Here is a 20,019-nt window from a genome sequence, read left to right on the forward strand (position 1 = left end):
TATTGCATCCATCAACACGAAACGCGCCATTGATGATGGGCTACGCCATGAATACCAACGACACCAAAACCCTGACCATTTCCCAGTTCCAGGCCATTGAAGCCCGCGCCCACGAGTTGCGCGCAGAGGCCTTTGCCGCCATGATGCGCCGCCTGTTCGGTGCTCTGTTCAGCGCTCCGCGCAAGGTGGTCTCCTGCCCCAGCTGCGCCCGTCCGCTGCACGGCTGAGACGTCTGCCGCTCCCTGTGGAGCTGCACCTGAAAAGAGAAACGCCGCGTGCCCCAAGGGCCGCGGCGTTTCTCTTTTCCAGGCGGTGCCGGTTTGGGCCCGCGCCGCAGACCCGTCAGGGGCTGCAGCGCCAGGCCCAACCGGGGCTGCAGTATCTTAAATGCGGCATGGGCCAAGCGGGAGAGCCGACCTGCACTTCCCGCCGGGTCAGCGCATGCGGCTGACCACCACCGTGACCTCGGGCTTCTTGCCGATCTCCGCCTGGGCGGTCTGGCGGGTGATGCGGCGCAGCTCCTGTTCCAGCCTGTCGTCGTCACGCAGGGTCTTGGCTCCTGCGCGCATCAGGAACTGGTTGAGGTCCTCTTCCAGCACCTCTACCAGTGCGGCGTTGGAGGTGCCGGTTTCGGCCAAGCCTTTGAGGTCGCACCAGGGCTCACCCAGCGGCTCGTCTTCTTCGTCCAGGATCACCGTCACCAGAACATGACCGTTCAGCGCCATACGGATGCGGTCGCGCACGATGCCATCCATCGCACCGTATTTGACGGATCCATCCAGATAGGTACGGCCGGTCTCGATCCACTCGGTCACAGACGGCGCATCTCCGGACAGGTCCATCATCATGCCGTTTACCACCACAGCGCTGGCAATGCCCTTGGCCTCCCCCAGCCGCGCGTGCTGGCGCAGGTGGCGGTGCTCGCCGTGCATCGGGATCAGCATCTTGGGCTTAAGCAGGTTATGAACCACCTCCAGGTCCGGGCCGTTGGCGTGGCCCGATACGTGGTAGAGACCGGAGCTGTCATCAACCACATCCACCCCCATTTCGGAGAACTGGTTGATGATGCGGATAACCCCCTTTTCGTTGCCTGGGATGGTCTTGGAGGAGAACAGGAACAGATCGCCCTCTTTCAGCTCCAGCCCGCGGTACTTGCCGCGCGCCAGCTGTGCAGTGGCGGCGCGGCGCTCGCCCTGGCTGCCGGTGGTGATCAGCATCAGGTTGTCGCGCGGCACGTTGGCGGCGTCTTCCGGGCTGATCACCTTGGGGAAATCCACCAGCACGCCGGTTTCCACAGCAGCCTCGATCATCCGGCGCATGGCACGGCCCAGCAGCACCACGGAGCGGCCGGCCTTCACCCCGGCCTCGGCCAGGGTTTTCACCCGTGCGACGTTGGAGGCGAATGTGGTAGCCGCAACCAGCCCCTTGGCCTCGGAGAACAGATTGGTGATTTCTTCCGGCAGCTCAGACTCCGAACGGCCGGGATGCTTCGAGAACACATTGGTGGAATCGCAGACCAGCGCCTGGATGCCGTCCTTGGCGATATCCGCCCACATCTCCGGGTCAAAGGGCTCGCCCACCAGCGGGTTCGCGTCCAGCTTGAAGTCGCCGGTGTGCACCACCCGCCCCGCCGGGCTGTCAATCACCAGCGCGCCGCTTTCGGGGATGGAGTGGCTCATCGGGGCGACACCGACGGTGAAAGGGCCGAGCTTGGTTGTCTCCGGCCAGGCCTGCACCGTGTGCACATTGGCCGGGTCGTGGCCCGCCTCTTCCATTTTGCGGCGCGCCAGGTTTGCGGTGAAGGCGCGTGCGTAGACCGGCACGTTCAAATGCGCATAGAGGTGGGCAATAGCGCCGATGTGGTCCTCGTGCCCGTGGGTGATGAAGATGCCCTCCAGCCGGTCGGCGCGCTCCTTCAGCCATGTAATGTCGGGCATGATCAGGTCCACGCCGGGTGTGGTGTCCATGTCCGGGAAAGTTACGCCCAGGTCGACCAGGACCAAGCGTTCCTTGCCCTGCGGTCCATAGCCGTAGACATAGGCGTTCATGCCAATTTCACCCGCCCCGCCGAGGGGCAGGTAGATCAATCTATCACTGCTCATGCGTCAGTACCGTTATCCTTATTGTATTTATGGATGATCTGAAGCCCGTGCATGGTGAGGTCATCCTCAAATGCGTCAAACAGATCAGCAGATTGCTGGAACAAAGGCGCCAGTCCGCCTGTCGAGATCACTTTCATCGGCACCGCCCGCTCCGCCTTGATGCGGGTGCAGATCTCGCGCACGAGGCCGACATAGCCCCAGAACACGCCGGATTGCATGCAGGCGACGGTGTTGGTGCCGATCACGTTCTGCGGCTTGGAAATGTCGACATGGGGCAGCGCCGCGGCAGCCTGGTGCAGCGCCTCAAGGCTGAGGTTCACGCCGGGCGCGATCACTCCGCCGACATAGGCGCCATCCTCGGCCACCACGTCAAAGGTGGTGGCGGTGCCAAAGTCCACCACGATCAAGTTGCCGCCGTAAGTGTCGAAACCGGAAACCGTGTTAACCAGCCGGTCGGGGCCGACCGCGGTACCCTCATCCACCCGCACCGCGACAGGCAGCAGGCATTCGGGTTTGCCAACAACCAAAGGCCGGGTGTTGAAATAGCGGTCTGCCAGAACACGCAGGTTGAACACCACCCGCGGCACGGTGGAGGAGATGATCATGTCGGTGATATCCGCCTCGATCCCCTGCAGCCGCATCAGCGTGCTCAGCCAGACGTAATACTGATCAGCCGTGCGCTGCCACTCGGTGGCGGTGCGCCACATGCCGATGAACTTCTCGCCGTCATAGATCGAGAAGACTGTATTGGTATTGCCGCAATCAACTGCCAGAAGCATTGCTGCTCCTTCCTAGAAATAGATGTCGGCCGCGGGAATGCTGACGCGGCCCTTGGCGGTGTTTAGGACAAGGTTGCCGCTGGCGTCCACCGTTTCAAAGGTGCCTTCGGTCTCAGACGCCACGGTCTTGGCAGTGATCACCTCACCCAGCTTGGCCGCACGTGCGAGCCATTCGATACGGATCGGCTCGAACCCGTAGGTTGCGAACTGCTCCTCGTAGCGGGCAAAAGCCTCGGCCACCGCCTCCAGGAATTCCTCCGGTGTGACCTGCACTCCGGTTTCCGACAACAGCGACACCGGCCAGACGGCGCCGGGTTCCAGCCATTCCTTCATCGGGGTTTCCACCAGGTTGACACCGATGCCGACAAACAGGTGGTTCACGCCTTTGCCGTTGCCGGCGCTTTCCAGAAGGATCCCCGCCAGTTTGCCGCCCTTCAGCAGCACATCGTTCGGCCATTTCAGGGACAGGCCCTCGCTGCGGCCAGTGACCGCGACACAGGCGTCATAGACCGCGAGTGCGGCGACAAAGCTGCGCAGCGCGGCCTGATCCGGAGCGCCGTCCGGACGCATCACCAGAGTAGCCGCGAAATTACCTTTGGGGTCCTTCCAGTCGCGGCCGCGGCGGCCGCGGCCCTGGGTCTGGCGCAGGGCCAGGATCCATTCCGGCCCGGACAGCTCATCTGCGATGCGGGCAGCTTCGTTCAGGGTGCTGTCCACCTCATCAAGCACCCGTTTTCCATATCCTGCTGGCCAACTCATATGCGCTCCTTAGATGCGGAAAGGCCCGGTCACAAGACCGGGCCTCCCTAGCCTGCCTGAAAAGCAGATCAATTTACAAGGGTTGCTGCCGCGGCAGCGGCGGCGCTGTCGATGCCGAATTGGTAGACCACGCCCACCAGCATCAACGCCGCAGAGGCCATCAGCGCCACGCCCAGAACCGGAGAGCCCTTGGCCTCCACATCGTCTTCGCCAGTGCCGAAGTACATGTAGAAGACAATGCGCAGGTAGTAGAAGGCGCCGATGACTGAAGCGACGGCGGAGGCAATGACCAGCGTCATCAGGCCCGCATCAATACCCGCCTGCCATACGCCGAACTTGGCAAAGAAGCCCAGCATCGGCGGCACGCCAGCCAGCGAGAACATCAGGATCAGCACCGCCAGCGCCTTGCCCGGCTCGCGCGCGGCGAACTGGTTCAGGGCCTGAATATCTGTCACAGGCTTGCTGTCCTTTTCCAGCATCAGGATGAAGGAGAAGGTGCCGATGTTCATTGTGATATAGATTGCAAGGTACACCAGCATCGCGGTGATGCCCTGTTCGGTGCCCGCCGCCAGGCCGATCATCGCATAGCCCATGTGGGCGATGGAGGAGAATGCCATCAGCCGTTTGATGTCGCGCTGGCCGATCGCCGCAATGGCGCCCAGGAACATCGACAGCACCGACAGCACCACGATGATCTGCTGCCAGTCAGCAATTGCGCCGCCGAAGGCGTCGAACAGCACCCGGGCGAACAACCCCATGGCCGCCACTTTCGGTGCAGTGGCAAAGAAAGCAGTGACCGGGGTCGGCGAGCCCTCATAGACGTCCGGGGTCCACATGTGGAACGGAACCGCAGAAACCTTGAACGCAAGCCCCGAGATCATGAAGACCAGGCCGAACAGCATGCCGATGGACATATGCCCCTGCTCCGCCACCTGGATGATGCCCGCGAACTGGGTGGTGCCGGCAAAGCCATAGACCAGCGAGGCGCCATAAAGCAGCAGGCCGGAGGACAGTGCGCCCAGCACAAAGTACTTGAGGCCCGCCTCGGTCGACTTGACGCTGTCGCGGCGCATCGCGGCCACGACGTAGAGCGACAGCGACTGCAGCTCCAGCCCCATATAGAGGGACATCAGGTCACCAGCGGAAACCATCATCATCATGCCGACAGCGGCCAGCGCCACCAGGACCGGGTATTCGAACCGCAAAATGCCGCGGCGCGCCATGTAGTCCTGGCCGATCAGCAGCACAGCGGATGCGCCCAAGAGCAGCGCCACCTTGGCAAAGCGCGAGAAGCCGTCGTCGATGAACATGCCGTTGAATGCCGTTTGGGTACCGGCCGGGCTGGAGGCGATCCAGAAGGCAACCAGCGCCAGCAGCCCGGCCGTGCTCCAGACCAGCGGCACCGCCAGCTTGTCCTTGCCGGTGTAGACGGCGCCAAGCAGCGCCGCCATGGCGTAAAGCGCCAGAACGATCTCTGGCAGGATTACGGTAAGATCAGCTTGGATCATCTGCCTGATGCTCCCTTAGTGCGAAGCAATCTGGGTCGCGGCGGGCGCAGTGTCCGCAGCAGCCAGAGACTGGTTGAAGTTTGCAATCAGCGCCTCGGTCGAAGGGCTGATGATGTCGGTGACCAGCGACGGGTAAACGCCCAGAAGCAGGGTCATGACGACCAGCGGCGCAAAGACGAAACGCTCACGCGCGGTCATGTCGCGGATGCCCATCAGGCTGCCCTTGATCAGGTCGCCGAACACTACGCGGCGGTACAGCCACAGCGCGTAACCCGCCGAGAAGATCACGCCGGTTGCCGCCACCGCGGTTACCCAGGTGTTCTTCTGGAAGGTGCCCATCAGGGTCAGGAATTCACCGACAAAGCCCGAAGTGCCCGGCAGGCCGACGTTGCCCATGGTGAAGAACATGAACACCAGCGCATAAGCCGGCATCCGGATAACCAGACCGCCATAAGCGTCAATGTCGCGGGTATGCATCCGGTCATAGATCACACCCACGCAAAGGAAGAGAGCGGCGGAGATGAAGCCGTGCGACAGCATCTGGAAGATGGCGCCGTCAATACCCTGCTGGTTGGCGGCAAAGATGCCCATGGTGACAAAGCCCATGTGCGCAACCGAGGAGTAGGCAATCAGCTTCTTCATGTCTTCCTGCACCATCGCCACCAGCGAGGTGTAGACCACCGCAATCGCGGACATCCACAGGACCACATCGGTCATCACGTCCGCGCCCACCGGGAACATCGGCAAGCTGAAGCGCAGGAAACCGTAGCCGCCCATTTTCAGCAGGATCGCCGCCAGCACCACTGAGCCCGCGGTCGGCGCCTGCACGTGCGCGTCCGGCAGCCAGGTGTGCACCGGCCACATCGGCATCTTCACCGCGAAGGAGGCGAAGAAGGCCAGGAACATCAGTGTCTGCGCGCCGCCCAGAACATGGATGCCCAAGACGTCGAACGACGCCGCCGAGAAGCTGTGGGTCAGAAGGGTTTCAATATCGGTGGTGCCGGCATCCACATACATGAAGACCATCGCCACCAGCATCAGCACCGAGCCGAAGAAGGTGTAGAGGAAGAATTTGAAGGACGCGTAGATCCGCTCCTTGCCGCCCCAGATGCCGATGATCAGGAACATCGGAATGAGGCCTGCCTCGAAGAACAAGTAAAACAGAACCAGGTCCAGCGCCATGAAGACACCCAGCATCAGGGTCTCCAGCAGCAGGAAGGCGATCATGTATTCCTTCACCCGATCAGTGACCGACCAGCTGGCCAGGATGGTCAGCGGCATGATGAAGGTGGTCAGCATCACGAACAGAACCGAGATGCCGTCAACGCCCATCTTGTACTTGAGCCCGAAGATCCAGGCCCGGTCCTCGACGAACTGGAAGCCGGTGTTGGCCGGATCGAACTGCGAATAAATCCCCAGGCTCACCAGGAAGGTGATCGTGGTGGCAAAGAGCGCAACAAACTTGGCGTTGCGCTGCGCCGCCTTATCCTCGCCGCGCAGGAACAGGGCCAGGATGGCCGCCGCGAGCGCCGGGATGAAGGTGACAATAGAAAGGAGATTGTCCATCAGTGCGCTCCTCCGCCGATCGACATCCAGGTGACCAGGGCTGCAATGCCCAGCACCATCCAGAAGGCATAAGTGAAGATGTAGCCGGACTGTGCGCGTCCAGCGAGACGGGTGAAGAAGGGCACAACGCCCATGGCCAGACCGTTCAGGAAGCCGTCGATGGTATTGCCATCGCCGCGTTTCCAGAAGAAGCGGCCGAGCGCCACGGCTGGCTTGACGAAGATCACGTTGTAGATCTCGTCAAAGTACCACTTGTTCAAGAGGAACAGGTACAGCGGACGCTGCTGCTTGGCCAGGCGCGCGGGCAGCGACGGGTTCCAGATGTAGAACCACAGCGCCAGCACCAGGCCGCCGATCATGGCAGCGAAGGGGGACAGCTTCACCCATTTCGGTGCCGCATGGGCATCCTCCAGGATGTGGTTGTCCGGCGCAATGTAAAGTGCACCCTCGCCCGGCTTGCCGGCAAACACATAGTGGTGCTCGCCGCCGTGTGGCGCGTCTTCGCCGTGGGCGGCCTCTTCACCGTGCGCAGCGTCATCGCCATGCGTGGCCTCTTCGCCGTGACCGGCTTCTTCGCCATGCGCAGCAGCAGACGCTTCCGCCACCGGGATGCCATAGAATTTGCCGACCTGATCAGCGTGGCCGAAGAAACTGCTGTACCACAGCATGCCCGAGAAGATCGCTCCCAGGGCTAGCACGCCCAGCGGCACCAGCATGGTCCAGGGGCTTTCATGGGCGTGGTCGTGGGTGTGCTTGTCGCCGCGCGCCTCACCGTAGAAGGTCATGAAGATCAGGCGCCAGGAGTAGAACGAGGTCATGAAGGCTGCGATTACCAGCGCCCAGAAGCCGAACATCGAGCCGCCCGCATAAGCGCTTTCGATGATGGCGTCCTTGGACACAAAGCCCGCAAAGCCAACCCAGCCGCTCAGCGGAATGCCGACACCTGTGATGGCCAGCGTGCCGATCATCATCGCCCAGAAGGTATAGGGGATCTTCTTGCGCAGCGCGCCGTAGTTCCGCATGTCCTGCTCGTGGTGCATTGCGTGGATCACCGACCCGGCGCCAAGGAACAGCATCGCCTTGAAGAAGGCGTGGGTGAACAGGTGGAACATCGCCGCGGAATACATGCCGACACCAGCCGCAACGAACATGTAGCCCAGCTGCGAGCAGGTCGAATAGGCGATCACGCGCTTGATGTCGTTCTGCACAAGGCCGACGGTGGCCGCGAAGAAGGCGGTTGCCGCGCCAAGGGCAGTGATGAAGGCCGCGGCCTCAGGCGCGAACTCGATCAGCGGCGACATGCGGCAGACCAGGAACACGCCTGCGGTCACCATGGTCGCGGCGTGGATCAGCGCCGACACTGGGGTCGGGCCTTCCATCGCGTCCGGCAGCCAGGTGTGCAGGATCAGCTGCGCCGATTTGCCCATCGCACCGACAAACAGCAGGAAGGCCAGCAGGTTCGCCGCATTCCACTCGGTCCACAGGAAGGAGACCTGGGTCTCCGCCAACGTGGGGGCCGCCGTAAAGATGTCGGACAGGTTGATGCTGTCGGTCAGGAAGAACAGGCCGAAGATCCCCAGCGCAAAGCCGAAGTCGCCGACGCGGTTGACGATAAACGCTTTCATCGCCGCCGCATTGGCCGAAGGCTTGCGGTAGTAGAAGCCGATCAGCAAGTAGGAAGCGACACCAACGCCTTCCCAGCCGAAGAACATTTGCACCAGGTTGTCGGAGGTCACCAGCATCAGCATCGCGAAGGTGAAGAACGACAGGTACGCAAAGAAGCGCGGTTTGTAGCTCTCGCCCTCTTTCCACTGCGGATCATGGTCCATGTAGCCGAAGGAGTAGAGGTGCACGAGCGACGAGACCGTGGTGATCACGATCAGCATGATCGCGGTCAGCCGGTCCAGGCGGATCGCCCAATCGGTCGACAGGGTGCCACTTTCGATCCAGCGCAGGATCTGGATGGTCTCGGTCTGCCCGTCAAAGGTCAGGAAGGTGATCCAGCTGAGGAGCGCCGCCAGGAACAGCAGCGCTGTGGCGGTCACGGTGGCGGCCTTCTCGCCGATCATCTTGTGGCCGAAACCGCAGATAATCGCGCCAACCAGCGGGGCAAAGAGGAGGATGGTTTCCATGTGTCTTCAGCCCTTCATCACGTTGACGTCTTCGACGGCGATGGTGCCGCGGTTGCGGAAGAAGCAGACCAGGATCGCAAGACCGATGGCGGCCTCAGCCGCGGCCACGGTCAGCACGAACAGGGTGAAGACCTGCCCCACCAGATCGCCCAGGAAGCTGGAGAATGCGACCAGATTGATGTTCACCGCCAGGAGCATCAGTTCGATGCTCATCAGGAGGATGATCACGTTCTTGCGGTTCAGGAAGAGCCCGAAGATGCCGATGACGAACAGCGTCGCCGCGACGGTCAGATAATGTTCAAGTCCAATCATTGGATCACAGCCCCTGCCCCGGTTTCACGTCCTTGAGCTCCATCGCGGCGGCCGGGTCGCGCATCATCTGCGCGACCACGTCCTGGCGCTTGACGTCGGTGCGGTGGCGCAGGGTCAGCACGATTGCGCCGATCATCGCCACCAGCAGGATCAGGCCCGCCAGCTGGAACAGAAGGAAATATTGATCATAGATGATGAGGCCGAGCGCCTCGGTGTTGTGGCGGTCCGCAGGCACCGGATTGGCGAGCAGCTCAGGCGCCTTGTGGGCGGTTTCCCAGACGCCGAAGGCCATCACGAACTGCATCAGGATCACCAGGCCGATCAGCAGCGCCAGTGGCATGTAGCGCGCCATCTCTGCCTTCAGCGCGGCAAAATCCACATCCAGCATCATCACCACAAACAGGAACAGCACCGCGACCGCGCCCACGTAGACGATGACCAGCAGCATGGCGACGAATTCCGCGCCCAGCAGCACAAACAGCCCGGCCGAGGAAAGGAAGGCCAGGATCAGCCACAGCACCGAATGGACCGGTTGGCGGCTGATCACGGTGAACAGCCCGCCGGTGATGGCGCTGATGGCGAAGAGGTAGAAGGCAAAAACGCTCATGTCTCATCGTCCCTTTTGTCGTCCATGACCGATTGCGCCAGATCCAGCGCCCGGTTCATGGCCGGAATGCCGGCAAACACCGACATTTGTCCGATCGTTTCCACGATCTCTTGTTTCTTGGCGCCGGCCGCGAGGGCGTGGCGCACGGTCTGGCGCACAGCACTGTCAGCTTGTGCGCCCTGCATTGTCAGCCCGGCCAGTGTCAGCAGCAGCCGGGTCTTGGCATCCAGCCCGTCCTTGTTGACGGTGTTGCCGAACATCATTTCCATGACCTCTTTGGGCATGGTGGGCCACAGCGCTTCGAACTCCTTGAACGCCTCGGAAGGCGAGAAGCTCTCCAGCGCCGGGTTGAACGCCTTGGCCATCTGCTGGGCCTGCGCCATCATGGCCTCAAAAGGGTTCTTAGGATCAGTCATCGGTACGGCGCGTCGATTTCCAGGTTGCGGGCGATCTCGGCTTCCCAGCGCTCCCCGTTCGAAAGCAGCTTCTCCTTGTCGTAGAACAGCTCCTCGCGGGTCTCGGTGGCGAACTCGAAGTTCGGGCCTTCGACAATCGCATCCACCGGGCAGGCTTCCTGGCAGAAACCGCAGTAGATACATTTGGTCATGTCGATGTCATAACGCGTGGTGCGGCGGCTGCCGTCCTCGCGCGGTTCCGCGTCGATGGTGATCGCCTGCGCCGGACAGACCGCCTCGCAGAGCTTGCAGGCAATGCAGCGTTCCTCGCCGTTGGGGTAGCGGCGCAGCGCGTGCTCACCGCGGAAGCGGGGCGACAGCGGGCCCTTCTCGTGCGGGTAGTTCAGGGTGGCCTTGGGGGCGAAGAAATACTTCAGCCCCAGTTTGAAGCCGACCCAGAAATCCTGCAGCAGGAAGTATTTGGCGGCGCGGGTGTAGTCGATGTTCGCCATCAGTTAGCCTCCCACGGTCCAGCGGGCGAAGATGCCCCAGAACCAGTCAAATTTTGCAGCAAAGGACACGAAAACCACCCAGGCCAGCGAGAACGGCAGGAACACTTTCCAGCCCAGGCGCATCAGCTGGTCATAGCGGTAGCGCGGGGTGATCGCCTTTACCATTGCGAAGAGGAAGAAGAAGAACGCCATCTTGGCAACCATCCACAGGACGCCATCAGGCAGGCCCGGGATCGGGGACAGCCAGCCACCGAAGAACAGCAGAGAGGTCAGTGCGCACATCAGGAAGATGGCGATGTATTCACCGGCCATGAACAAGAGGAACGGGGTTGCCGAGTATTCCACCTGGTAGCCCGCGACCAGTTCGGACTCCGCTTCCGGCAGGTCGAACGGCGGGCGGTTGGTTTCTGCCAGCGCCGAGATGAAGAACAGGAAGACCATCGGGAAGTGCGGGATCCAGTACCAATTCAACAGGCCCAGATCGCCATCCTGCGCGCGCACGATGTCACCGAAGTTCATCGAGCCGGTTGAAATGATCACGCCGATGATGATCAGGCCGATGGAAACCTCGTAGGAGATCATCTGTGCGGCGGACCGCAGCGAGCCCAGGAACGGATATTTCGAGTTAGACGCCCAGCCGCCCATGATCACGCCGTAAACCTCCAAGCTGGAGACCGCGAAGACGTAAAGGATGGCGACATTGATGTCCGACAGGACCCAGCCGTCGTTGAAGGGGATCACAGCCCAGGCGATCATCGCCAGCACGAAGGAGGTCATCGGCGCCAGGATGAAGACGGTGCGGTCGGCACCGGCCGGGATCACCACCTCCTTGACCACGTATTTCAGCGCGTCGGCCACCGATTGCAGCAGGCCGTAGACGCCCACCACGTTCGGGCCCCGGCGCATCTGGACCGCGGCCCAGATCTTTCGGTCCCCGTAGACGAGGAACAGGAGCGAGATCATCACAAAGGCAACAACTGCAAGCACTTGCGCCAGGATCAGAACAGCGATGCCGCCTGGAGTGTTAAAGAAATCAGCCATAGGTCCTCACACCGTGGGTATTCCGTTTGCCGCGCAATCCGCAACCGCGACATCAGCGTCGATGGTGCGCAGCCCGCGCGGCAGAGAGGGCGAAATCAGGTAAACCGCATCCGCGGAAGATTTGCCCCCAGCCTGTGTCAAAGTTGTGCGCACATGGCGCGCAAATCCGTAACCCCGGATCAGCGCGTATTGCGCGGCGGCGCATTCCGCATAGTTCTCAATGTCTTCCGGCGCGGCGGCACCGCGCATGGAGACGTGAAATTGCACCAGATCGCCCTCCAGCAGGCTGGTTTCCACCCCTTCGTAAGCCGGGACGGGCCGCTCGCCTCCGCTGCCAGGCGCCATTGCGCAGGCGGCCAGCAGAAAGGGCGTTATGAGGGCGAGGCGGATCATTCGGCGGCCATTGCCTCGTTTCCGCGGGCTTTCACGCCTGCCGACAGTTCCGCCATCAGCTGGGATGCGCGGGCGATCGGGTTGGTCAGGTAGAAGTCCTTGATCGCAGGCAGGAAGTCGGCGTTGCCAAGCTTGTCCTGCTCCAGCGGCTCGCCGTCCTTTTCGGCCACTTCGTCGATCCGGGCCAGATGCGGAACTTCGGCGACCAGCGCCTGGCGCAGCTGCGCCAGCGAGTCATAGCCCAGCTTGGCATCTGCTTCGGCGCTGAGCGCGCGCAGGATGGCCCAGTTTTCCTTGGCCTCACCCGGCGCAAAGGCTGCGCGCATCGCCAGCTGCGGGCGGCCTTCGGTGTTCACGAACAGGCCGTTTTCCTCGGTGTAGGTCGCGCCCGGCAGGATCACGTCGGCGCGGTGCGCACCGCGGTCGCCGTGGGAGCCCTGGTAGATCACAAAGGCGCCTGCGTCGATTTCCACCTCATCGGCGCCGAGGTTATAGATCACCTCTGCCCCATCGATAGCAGCTGCCATGCCGCCTTCGGTCACTGCACCGATATCCATCGCACCAACGCGGGAGGCCGCGGTGTGCAGCACCATCAGCTTGGAGCCGGACAGTTCCGCCATCTTCTGGGCCGCAGCCATCACCGCCAGACCATCGGCCTCGCGCAGGGCGCCCTGTCCCACAATGACTACAGTTTTCTTGGCGTCACGGGTCTCGTCTGAGACGCCCTTGGCGATCATGTCGCTGAGTGCGTCGCGGCCGGTGCCTGCGTGGTAGTATTCATAGGTCAGATCCGCTGCAGGGCCGATCAGCGCAACTTCGGCGCCTTTGGCCCAGGCCTTGCGGATGCGCGCGTTCAGAACCGGCGCCTCATCGCGCGGGTTGGTGCCGATCAGCAGGATCATCTCAGCCTCATCGAGATCCTCGATGGTGGCCGTGCCGGCATAGCCCGCCCGGTTGCCGATCGGCAGACGGGCGTTGTCGGTGCGGCATTCAACCTTGCCGCCCAGCCCCTCAACCAGCTGCTTCAGCGCGAAGGCTGCCTCGACCGGCACCAGATCGCCAATCAAGCCTGCAACCTTCTTGCCTTTCATGGCGGTTGCCGCGGCAGACAGCGCCTCCGCCCAGGTCGCGGGCTTCAGCTTGCCATCGACGCGCACGTAAGGACGGTCGAGGCGCTGGCGGCGCAACCCGTCCCAGACAAAGCGGGTCTTGTCGCTGATCCATTCCTCGTTCACGCCATCGTGGTTGCGCGGCAGGATGCGCATGACTTCGCGCCCCTTGGTATCCACGCGGATGTTCGACCCCAGCGCGTCCATCACGTCGATGGTTTCGGTCTTGGTCAGCTCCCACGGACGGGCGGTGAAGGCATAGGGCTTGGACGTCAGCGCGCCCACCGGGCACAGGTCGATGATGTTGCCCTGCAGGTTCGATCGCAGCGTCTGGTTCAGATAGGAAGTGATCTCCGCATCCTCACCGCGACCGGTCTGACCCATCTGGGTGATGCCTGCGACCTCAGTGGTGAAGCGCACACAGCGGGTGCAGGAAATGCAGCGGGTCATGGTGGTGGAGACCAGCGGACCGAGGTCCAGATCGTCCACCGCGCGCTTGGCTTCCTTGAAGCGGCTGCCCGACAGGCCATAGGCCATCGCCTGGTCCTGCAGGTCGCATTCGCCGCCCTGGTCGCAGATCGGGCAATCCAGCGGGTGGTTGATCAGCATGAATTCCATCACGCCTTCGCGGGCTTTCTTGACCATCGGCGAGTTGGTTTTCACCTGCGGCGCCTGGCCCTCGGGACCGGGGCGCAAATCGCGCACCTGCATCGCGCAGGAGGCAGCAGGCTTCGGCGGGCCGCCCACGACCTCAACCAGGCACATGCGGCAGTTGCCGGCAATCGACAGCCGCTCATGGTAGCAGAAGCGCGGGATCTCGACGCCGGCCTCCTCACAGGCCTGGATCAGGGTCATGGCCCCATCCACCTCGATCTCGGTTCCGTCAATGTTGATCTTGCGGAGGTCAGACATGGTCTATTTCGCCCTCAGTAACACGCCGATCGCGCTGTTTTTCTCAATCTCTGCGCGGCCATAGGCGCAGAATGTTTCGGGTTCGCCGTAGTCAACGCCGTTCTGCGCCAGGAGCTGTTCTCCCTTGGCGCGCATCCGGGCCTTTTCGGCATCAGATTCGATGTAGCTGCGGATTTCCGAGTCCGAGTACCCCAGCGCGTTTGCGCGCGCTTTGAGCCGGCGCAACTCGCCCAGCCCTTTCAGGTAACGCGGGGAAATATCGTCGCAGTAATCCGAGACTTCCTTGGCCACGGCAACGGCAAACAGGGGGTCTTCGATTTCCTGCACATCGCGAAGTGACGGTTTCGCCAGCGCTGCGGCAGGCAGGGCAACAACCGTGGACAGAACAGCGGCAATCAGGGCACGCATGGCATGGGTCTCCTTCAGTTTCGAAGCCCCCATGCGCAGGCGCGCGGTGCTGCTATGCAATAGCAGCCGGACCGTAAGGCCCTGATATGCCGGAAATCCGCTCACGGGGTGCAGGTCCCCTGAAACACAGCGCGGCCATCGGTGATGGTCAGCGGGGTCTCCTCGTCACGCGGATCGTTGGCCCAGTCAATCTTTGAGGACCCGTAAGTGGTCACGCAGTAGGTGGTGCCGCCATGGGCCGCCGCTTCCCGCGCGCCTTTGACCGAACGCTCAACGCCCTTGATGTCGATCTGGAACACCGCGGGGTTTGTCTTCTTGTCGATTGGCTTGGCCTTCGCCTTGAACGCCACGCCGTCATACAGCTCGCGGTTCTTGTTGGTCGTAGAGGTGCCGCAGGCCGAAACCAGCGCCAGAGCCGCCAGGCAGGCCGCAGGCACGGCCATCCGGTATGTTTTCATCATGCTCAAAATACTGCCGCCAATGCCAGGATTGCCAGACCCGCCATACAGGCCCAGCCGAGAACGTAGAAAACAGAGCGTGGGCCGCTGTGCGGTTTGCCGATGCCCTGCAGGTGAATAAAAATCATGAACACACGGGACACCACCGCCACAGACGCCAGCAGGTTCACCCAGAACGGCGCCGCGCCAGCCAGGATTGCAACCAGCGTTACGGTCAGGAAGGCCGGCAGCGTCTCGCAGCCGTTCAAATAGGCCCGGTTCAGCCGGTAGGCCTTGTCCGCATAATCCTGCTGCGGCGTGGCGCCCGGAGCGAGGCCCGCCTTCTGCTTGGCCAGCGCCGAAAACGGCGACAGCGCCAGGGTGATCAGGGTAAAGATCACCAGCGCGGCCAAAGCGTGGGAGTATGCAGCAAAGGCTTCCATCAGTTATTCCGCCGCCATTGCGCCCATGCGGCCGGTCTTCTGGGCCTTGATGCGGTCTTCGATTTCCTCGCGGAAGTTCTTGATCAGGCCCTGGATCGGCCAGGCCGCCGCATCGCCAAGGGCGCAGATGGTGTGGCCCTCGACCTGCTTGGTCACGTCCCACAGCATGTCGATCTCTTCCAGCTCGGCCTCGCCCTTCACCAGGCGGTCCATGACGCGCATCATCCAGCCGGTGCCTTCGCGGCAGGGCGTGCACTGGCCGCAGCTTTCGTGCTTGTAGAACTTGGACAGCCGCCAGATTGCTTTGATGATGTCGGTCTGCTTGTCCATCACGATCACCGCCGCAGTGCCGAGGCCGGAGCCCAGCTCGCCGCGCAGGTAGTCGAAATCCATGATCGCGTCGCGCATATTCTCGCCGCGCACGCACGGCACAGATGAGCCGCCGGGGATCACCGCCAGCAGGTTGTCCCAGCCGCCGCGGATGCCGCCGCAATGCTTCTCGATCAGCTCCTCAAAGGAGATCGACATCGCTTCTTCAACCACACAGGGGTTGTTGACGTGGCCGGAAATCGCAAACAGCTTGGTGCCCGCGTTGTTCTGGCGCCCGAAGGAAGCGAACCAGTCGGCGCCGCGGCGCAGGATGGTCGGGACAACGGCGATGGATTCCACGTTGTTCACAGTGGTCGGGCAGCCGTAAAGGCCCGCACCTGCCGGGAACGGAGGCTTCATCCGGGGCATGCCCTTCTTGCCCTCAAGGCTTTCGATCAGGGCGGTTTCCTCGCCGCAGATATAGGCCCCTGCCCCATGGTGCAGGAAGACGTCGAAATCCCAGCCGGAGCCTGCCGCGTTCCTACCCAGGAGGCCCTTGTCATAGCATTCGTCAATCGCGGCCTGCAGCGCTTCGCGCTCGCGGATGTATTCGCCGCGCAGGTAGATGTAGCAAGTATGCGCGTTCATCGCGAAGGAGGCGATAAGCGCGCCCTCGATCAGCGTGTGCGGATCGTGGCGCATGATTTCGCGGTCCTTGCAGGTGCCGGGCTCGGATTCATCCGCGTTGATCACCAGATACGCCGGGCGGCCATCGCTTTCCTTGGGCATGAAGGACCATTTCAGGCCGGTCGGGAAGCCCGCACCGCCGCGGCCCCGCAGACCGGAGTCCTTCATGGTCTGAATGATCCAGTCGCGGCCCTTTTCGATAATGCCGGCCGTGCCATCCCAATGGCCGCGCGCCTTGGCGCCCGCCAGGTTGCGGTCGTGCATCCCGTAAAGGTTGGTAAAGATCCGGTCCTGATCCTTCAGCATGTGTGCCTACCTTTGGCTGTCCCGGCGCATGCGCCAGAGTTGAAATATGTTGACCAGGGCATAGATCATGCCCGCCAGCGCGGCGAAGTCGAACAAGAGCGCATAGCGCCCCGGCAGCCCGAGCATGGGGCCGATGAACAGCGAGACCACGATCCACAGCGAAATGGTCCCGGCGATCACCAATGCGATGTGCCGGCCTTTTGCTGCAATGGCCTGATCCTGTTCCTTGCTCATCTGTTCCCTATCACCCGAAGGCGGCCCGGCCGGGCCGCATCCGATCAGTCTTCTTTGTCGTCGTAGATGTGCTCTTCTTTGGCACGTTTCGCAAACTCGGTCTCGTCACCCACCGAAAGGCGCTTGGCCTGTTCGATCCAGCCGTCCCGTTCGATCCGGCCTTTGAACTTGAGCCGCGCGTCAACCCAGGCGACCTCGGCCCCGGTCCATTCGGCAATCTGGTCAAAGTGGAAGAAACCCAGTTCGTTCAGCTTTTCTTCCAGCTTGGGACCGACGCCCTTAAGGAGCTTCAAGTCATCCGGCAGGCCGCCGCGGGCCTCTTTCAGGACCTCGGGCTGGCTTTCCTCTGCCTGGCTGTCTGCCGCGGGTTTCGCCGCAGCACCTTCCGGCGAAGCGGGTTCCTTGGCGGCGGCCTTCTTGGGTGCCGCCTTGGCGGCTTCCTCCGCCTGCTTCACGGCGGGCTTCGGCGCTTCCGGTGCTTTCGGCGGCTGGCCTTCGGCGGCACGGCCTGCAACGACGCCGTCCTTGCCGACCCAAGGGGTCAGCAGCGGCACTTCATCGCCCTGGATGCGCTTGACGCCATCCTTGATGTCCATCGCCAGCTGCGCGCTTGCGTTGTATTGCGTCTTGCCGCTGTCGAACTCGGTCAGCGAAGTCAGACCCGATTTCGGCTCAGCTGCATAACGGCCGTTCTGCGGGCCCGGTGCAACCACCTTGCCTGCTGCTAGATCGTCCAGCAATTTAGTGAAGCTCTCGACCGTCAGGTCCTCGTAGTAGTCCTTGCCGATCTGCGCCATCGGGGCGTTGGTGCAGGCGCCCAGGCACTCGACCTCTTCCCAGGTGAACTTGCCGTCCGCCGACAGGGTATGCGGCTTCTCGGCGATCTTTTCCTTGCAGACCGCAACCAGGTCCTCGGCGCCGCAAATCATGCAGGACGTGGTGCCGCAGATCTGGATATTGGCAACGGAACCCGTCGGTTGCAGCTGGAACATGAAGTAAAAAGAAGCAACCTCGAGCACCCGGATATAGGCCATGCCGAGCATATCGGCGATGGCTTCAATCGCGGGTTTGGTAACCCAGCCCTCCTGTTCCTGCGCGCGCCACAAAAGCGGAATAACCGCAGAGGCCTGGCGCCCCTCAGGATACTTGGTGATCTGCGCCTCGGCCCAGGCCTGATTGGCCGGGGTGAAGGCAAAGCTGTCGGGTTGTTCGGAATGCAGACGGCGAAGCATTAGCGGTCAATCTCTCCAAAAACGACGTCCATGGTGCCGATGATGGCGGCGACGTCGGCCAGCTGGTGGCCCTTGGCAACGTGGTCCATCGCCTGCAGGTGCAGGAAGCCCGGCGCGCGGATCTTGGAGCGGTAGGGTTTGTTGGACCCGTCCGCCACCAGATAGACGCCGAATTCACCCTTGGGCGCCTCGACGGCGGCGTAAACCTCGCCCGCCGGAACGTGGAAACCTTCGGTGTACAGCTTGAAATGGTGGATCAGGCTTTCCATCGAGGTCTTCATGTCGCCGCGCTTGGGCGGGGTCAGCTTGCCGCGGGCCAGCACGTCGCCAGTGGCTTCGCGCAGCTTGGCAATCGCCTGGCGGATGATCGAGGTCGACTGGCGCATCTCTTCCATCCGGCAGAGGTAGCGGTCGTAGCAGTCGCCGTTCTTGCCGATCGGCACCTGGAACTCGAACTCGTCATAGCATTCATAGGGCTGCGCGCGACGCAGGTCCCATGCGAGGCCGGAGCCGCGCACCATAACGCCGGAGAAACCGTATTCCTGGATGTCCTTCTCGGTCACCACACCGATGTCGCAGTTACGCTGTTTGAAGATGCGGTTTTCGGTCAAGAGGCCGTCGATATCGTCCAGAACCTTGGGGAATTCCATCGCCCAGAGGTCGATATCGTCCAGCAGCTCATCCGGCAGGTCCTGATGCACGCCGCCGGGGCGGAAGTAAGCCGCGTGAAGGCGCGCGCCGCAGGCCCGCTCGTAGAAGATCATCAGCTTTTCGCGCTCTTCAAAGCCCCACAGCGGCGGGGTCAGCGCGCCGACGTCCATCGCCTGCGTGGTGACGTTGAGGAGGTGGTTCAGCACCCGGCCGATTTCCGAGTAGAGCACCCGGATCAGCTGCCCGCGGCGCGGCACTTCGGTGCCGGTCAGCTTTTCGATGGCCAGGCACCAGGCGTGCTCCTGGTTCATCGGCGCCACATAGTCGAGGCGGTCGAAATACGGCAGGTTCTGCAGATAGGTGCGGCTTTCCATCAGCTTCTCGGTGCCGCGGTGCAGCAGGCCGATATGCGGGTCGCAGCGCTCGACAATCTCGCCGTCGAGTTCGAGCACCAGACGCAGAACCCCGTGCGCCGCAGGGTGCTGCGGGCCGAAGTTGATGTTGAAGTTGCGGATCTTCTGCTCGCCGCTCAGCGCGTCAACGCTGCCGTCGTCAAATTTGGAGCCGTCCATCATTGCGCCCCCTCCTTCTCGTCGCCGGGCAGGATGTATTCAGCACCTTCCCACGGTGACATGAAATCAAACTGGCGGTATTCCTGCACCAGCTTCACCGGCTCGTAGACCACGCGCTTCTGCGCCTCGTCATAACGGACCTCGGTGTAACCGGTGGTCGGGAAATCCTTGCGCAGCGGGTATCCGCGGAAGCCGTAGTCGGTCAGCAGACGGCGCAAGTCCGGGTGGCCGGAGAACAGGATGCCGAACATGTCGTAGACTTCCCGCTCGAACCAGTTGGCCGAGGGGTGCACGTCCACGATCGAGGGCACCATCTCATCTTCGCGCACCGCGGCGCGCAGGCGGATGCGCTGGTTCCGGTACATCGACAGGAAGTGGTAGACCACGTCGAACCGCTTGGCGCGGTCGGGGTAGTCCACTGCGGTGATATCCACCAGGGTCGAAAACTTGCAGTTGGCGTCCAGCTTCAGAAACTCCACCAGACCGGCGATGTTCGAGGGTGTGACGTCAATATTCAGCTCGTCAAAGGACACATCCCAGGCCACCACGCAATCGGGGCGTTTGGCTTCGATCTGGGCGCCCAGTTCTTTCAGTGCTTCGCTCATGTTGTCTC

General features: G+C 62.4%; 22 protein-coding genes. 1 reads left to right on the top strand and 21 read right to left on the bottom strand.

Annotated elements, in window-relative coordinates; genetic code table 11:
- The first annotated feature begins 32 nt into the window (after positions 1-32).
- On the top strand, positions 33-227 hold the full coding sequence (locus RA26_RS02255; protein WP_039179145.1) for an RSP_7527 family protein: 195 nt from the start codon (positions 33-35) through the stop codon (positions 225-227).
- Between the two features lie 207 nt (positions 228-434).
- Here RA26_RS02255 and RA26_RS02260 read toward each other — a convergent pair whose 3' ends face one another.
- The 21 genes from RA26_RS02260 to RA26_RS02360 all read right to left on the bottom strand — a co-directional run bounded on the left by RA26_RS02260 (position 435) and on the right by RA26_RS02360 (position 20,011).
- Positions 435-2,102 (bottom strand): ribonuclease J, encoded by a 1,668-nt coding sequence (locus RA26_RS02260; protein WP_039179148.1) that lies wholly within the window; start codon positions 2,100-2,102, stop codon positions 435-437.
- Positions 2,099-2,881 carry a type III pantothenate kinase gene (locus RA26_RS02265; protein ID WP_039179149.1) on the bottom strand — a complete coding sequence of 261 codons (783 nt, stop codon included), beginning with the start codon at positions 2,879-2,881 and terminating at the stop codon, positions 2,099-2,101. The genes RA26_RS02260 and RA26_RS02265 overlap by 4 nt, the downstream gene beginning before the upstream one ends.
- 12 nt (positions 2,882-2,893) lie before the next feature.
- Entirely contained in the window at positions 2,894-3,640 is a 747-nt protein-coding gene (locus RA26_RS02270; protein ID WP_039179152.1) for a biotin--[acetyl-CoA-carboxylase] ligase, read from the bottom strand.
- 68 nt (positions 3,641-3,708) lie between these two features.
- Positions 3,709-5,148 carry an NADH-quinone oxidoreductase subunit NuoN gene (gene nuoN, locus RA26_RS02275; RefSeq protein WP_039179155.1) on the bottom strand — a complete coding sequence of 480 codons (1,440 nt, stop codon included), beginning with the start codon at positions 5,146-5,148 and terminating at the stop codon, positions 3,709-3,711.
- Between the two features lie 15 nt (positions 5,149-5,163).
- A complete protein-coding gene (locus tag RA26_RS02280; protein ID WP_039179158.1) occupies positions 5,164-6,714 on the bottom strand; it encodes an NADH-quinone oxidoreductase subunit M in 1,551 nt (516 codons plus the stop codon).
- On the bottom strand, positions 6,714-8,846 hold the full coding sequence (gene nuoL, locus RA26_RS02285) for an NADH-quinone oxidoreductase subunit L (protein ID WP_039179161.1): 2,133 nt from the start codon (positions 8,844-8,846) through the stop codon (positions 6,714-6,716). The genes RA26_RS02280 and nuoL overlap by 1 nt, the downstream gene beginning before the upstream one ends.
- A gap of 6 nt (positions 8,847-8,852) precedes the next feature.
- On the bottom strand, positions 8,853-9,158 hold the full coding sequence (gene nuoK / locus RA26_RS02290; protein WP_008553673.1) for an NADH-quinone oxidoreductase subunit NuoK: 306 nt from the start codon (positions 9,156-9,158) through the stop codon (positions 8,853-8,855).
- A gap of 4 nt (positions 9,159-9,162) precedes the next feature.
- A complete protein-coding gene (locus RA26_RS02295; protein ID WP_039179164.1) occupies positions 9,163-9,765 on the bottom strand; it encodes an NADH-quinone oxidoreductase subunit J in 603 nt (200 codons plus the stop codon).
- Entirely contained in the window at positions 9,762-10,181 is a 420-nt protein-coding gene (locus RA26_RS02300; protein WP_039179167.1) for a carboxymuconolactone decarboxylase family protein, read from the bottom strand. Before RA26_RS02300 ends, RA26_RS02295 begins: the two co-directional genes overlap by 4 nt.
- Positions 10,178-10,672 (bottom strand): NADH-quinone oxidoreductase subunit NuoI, encoded by a 495-nt coding sequence (gene nuoI, locus RA26_RS02305; RefSeq protein ID WP_019295985.1) that lies wholly within the window; start codon positions 10,670-10,672, stop codon positions 10,178-10,180. Before nuoI ends, RA26_RS02300 begins: the two co-directional genes overlap by 4 nt.
- A gap of 3 nt (positions 10,673-10,675) precedes the next feature.
- Positions 10,676-11,713 carry an NADH-quinone oxidoreductase subunit NuoH gene (nuoH, locus tag RA26_RS02310; protein WP_039179168.1) on the bottom strand — a complete coding sequence of 346 codons (1,038 nt, stop codon included), beginning with the start codon at positions 11,711-11,713 and terminating at the stop codon, positions 10,676-10,678.
- Positions 11,714-11,719: 6 nt separating this feature from the next.
- Positions 11,720-12,106, bottom strand: coding sequence for a hypothetical protein (locus RA26_RS02315; protein ID WP_039179172.1), 387 nt, complete (start codon positions 12,104-12,106; stop codon positions 11,720-11,722).
- Complete coding sequence (nuoG, locus tag RA26_RS02320) at positions 12,103-14,127, bottom strand: NADH-quinone oxidoreductase subunit NuoG (protein WP_039179174.1); 2,025 nt, start codon at positions 14,125-14,127, stop codon at positions 12,103-12,105. The genes RA26_RS02315 and nuoG overlap by 4 nt, the downstream gene beginning before the upstream one ends.
- A gap of 3 nt (positions 14,128-14,130) precedes the next feature.
- A complete protein-coding gene (locus RA26_RS02325; RefSeq protein ID WP_039179978.1) occupies positions 14,131-14,535 on the bottom strand; it encodes a DUF5333 domain-containing protein in 405 nt (134 codons plus the stop codon).
- A 101-nt stretch (positions 14,536-14,636) separates the two neighbouring features.
- On the bottom strand, positions 14,637-14,996 hold the full coding sequence (locus RA26_RS02330) for a hypothetical protein (protein ID WP_241482572.1): 360 nt from the start codon (positions 14,994-14,996) through the stop codon (positions 14,637-14,639).
- Positions 14,997-14,998: 2 nt separating this feature from the next.
- Complete coding sequence (locus RA26_RS02335) at positions 14,999-15,415, bottom strand: MAPEG family protein (protein ID WP_039179179.1); 417 nt, start codon at positions 15,413-15,415, stop codon at positions 14,999-15,001.
- A gap of 3 nt (positions 15,416-15,418) precedes the next feature.
- Positions 15,419-16,717, bottom strand: a complete 1,299-nt coding sequence (nuoF, locus tag RA26_RS02340) for an NADH-quinone oxidoreductase subunit NuoF (RefSeq protein ID WP_039179182.1) — start codon at positions 16,715-16,717, stop codon at positions 15,419-15,421.
- Between the two features lie 6 nt (positions 16,718-16,723).
- Positions 16,724-16,951 (bottom strand): DUF5337 domain-containing protein, encoded by a 228-nt coding sequence (locus tag RA26_RS02345; RefSeq protein WP_019295993.1) that lies wholly within the window; start codon positions 16,949-16,951, stop codon positions 16,724-16,726.
- 44 nt (positions 16,952-16,995) lie between these two features.
- Positions 16,996-18,183 carry an NADH-quinone oxidoreductase subunit E gene (locus tag RA26_RS02350; protein WP_039179186.1) on the bottom strand — a complete coding sequence of 396 codons (1,188 nt, stop codon included), beginning with the start codon at positions 18,181-18,183 and terminating at the stop codon, positions 16,996-16,998.
- Positions 18,183-19,406, bottom strand: coding sequence for an NADH-quinone oxidoreductase subunit D (locus RA26_RS02355; RefSeq protein WP_193747580.1), 1,224 nt, complete (start codon positions 19,404-19,406; stop codon positions 18,183-18,185). Before RA26_RS02355 ends, RA26_RS02350 begins: the two co-directional genes overlap by 1 nt.
- Positions 19,406-20,011, bottom strand: coding sequence for an NADH-quinone oxidoreductase subunit C (locus tag RA26_RS02360; RefSeq protein ID WP_019295996.1), 606 nt, complete (start codon positions 20,009-20,011; stop codon positions 19,406-19,408). Before RA26_RS02360 ends, RA26_RS02355 begins: the two co-directional genes overlap by 1 nt.
- Positions 20,012-20,019 lie beyond the last annotated feature (8 nt).

The organism is Leisingera sp. ANG-M7 (genome assembly GCF_000813965.1).
Lineage (GTDB): Bacteria > Pseudomonadota > Alphaproteobacteria > Rhodobacterales > Rhodobacteraceae > Leisingera.

Bases quoted from the DNA above. Each gene is read 5' to 3' on its own strand.
- RA26_RS02330 (WP_241482572.1), bottom strand. From the start codon at position 14,996: ATGATGAAAACATACCGGATGGCCGTGCCTGCGGCCTGCCTGGCGGCT.
- RA26_RS02350 (WP_039179186.1), bottom strand. From the start codon at position 18,183: ATGCTTCGCCGTCTGCATTCCGAACAACCCGACAGCTTTGCCTTCACC.
- nuoI (WP_019295985.1), bottom strand. From the start codon at position 10,672: ATGGCGAACATCGACTACACCCGCGCCGCCAAATACTTCCTGCTGCAG.
- RA26_RS02270 (WP_039179152.1), bottom strand. From the start codon at position 3,640: ATGAGTTGGCCAGCAGGATATGGAAAACGGGTGCTTGATGAGGTGGAC.
- RA26_RS02335 (WP_039179179.1), bottom strand. From the start codon at position 15,415: ATGGAAGCCTTTGCTGCATACTCCCACGCTTTGGCCGCGCTGGTGATC.
- RA26_RS02255 (WP_039179145.1), top strand. From the start codon at position 33: ATGATGGGCTACGCCATGAATACCAACGACACCAAAACCCTGACCATT.
- RA26_RS02280 (WP_039179158.1), bottom strand. From the start codon at position 6,714: ATGGACAATCTCCTTTCTATTGTCACCTTCATCCCGGCGCTCGCGGCG.
- RA26_RS02295 (WP_039179164.1), bottom strand. From the start codon at position 9,765: ATGAGCGTTTTTGCCTTCTACCTCTTCGCCATCAGCGCCATCACCGGC.
- nuoG (WP_039179174.1), bottom strand. From the start codon at position 14,127: ATGTCTGACCTCCGCAAGATCAACATTGACGGAACCGAGATCGAGGTG.
- nuoK (WP_008553673.1), bottom strand. From the start codon at position 9,158: ATGATTGGACTTGAACATTATCTGACCGTCGCGGCGACGCTGTTCGTC.
- RA26_RS02345 (WP_019295993.1), bottom strand. From the start codon at position 16,951: ATGAGCAAGGAACAGGATCAGGCCATTGCAGCAAAAGGCCGGCACATC.
- nuoF (WP_039179182.1), bottom strand. From the start codon at position 16,717: ATGCTGAAGGATCAGGACCGGATCTTTACCAACCTTTACGGGATGCAC.
- RA26_RS02355 (WP_193747580.1), bottom strand. From the start codon at position 19,406: ATGGACGGCTCCAAATTTGACGACGGCAGCGTTGACGCGCTGAGCGGC.
- RA26_RS02325 (WP_039179978.1), bottom strand. From the start codon at position 14,535: ATGCGTGCCCTGATTGCCGCTGTTCTGTCCACGGTTGTTGCCCTGCCT.
- RA26_RS02360 (WP_019295996.1), bottom strand. From the start codon at position 20,011: ATGAGCGAAGCACTGAAAGAACTGGGCGCCCAGATCGAAGCCAAACGC.
- RA26_RS02260 (WP_039179148.1), bottom strand. From the start codon at position 2,102: ATGAGCAGTGATAGATTGATCTACCTGCCCCTCGGCGGGGCGGGTGAA.
- RA26_RS02265 (WP_039179149.1), bottom strand. From the start codon at position 2,881: ATGCTTCTGGCAGTTGATTGCGGCAATACCAATACAGTCTTCTCGATC.
- nuoH (WP_039179168.1), bottom strand. From the start codon at position 11,713: ATGGCTGATTTCTTTAACACTCCAGGCGGCATCGCTGTTCTGATCCTG.
- RA26_RS02315 (WP_039179172.1), bottom strand. From the start codon at position 12,106: ATGATCCGCCTCGCCCTCATAACGCCCTTTCTGCTGGCCGCCTGCGCA.
- nuoN (WP_039179155.1), bottom strand. From the start codon at position 5,148: ATGATCCAAGCTGATCTTACCGTAATCCTGCCAGAGATCGTTCTGGCG.
- nuoL (WP_039179161.1), bottom strand. From the start codon at position 8,846: ATGGAAACCATCCTCCTCTTTGCCCCGCTGGTTGGCGCGATTATCTGC.
- RA26_RS02300 (WP_039179167.1), bottom strand. From the start codon at position 10,181: ATGACTGATCCTAAGAACCCTTTTGAGGCCATGATGGCGCAGGCCCAG.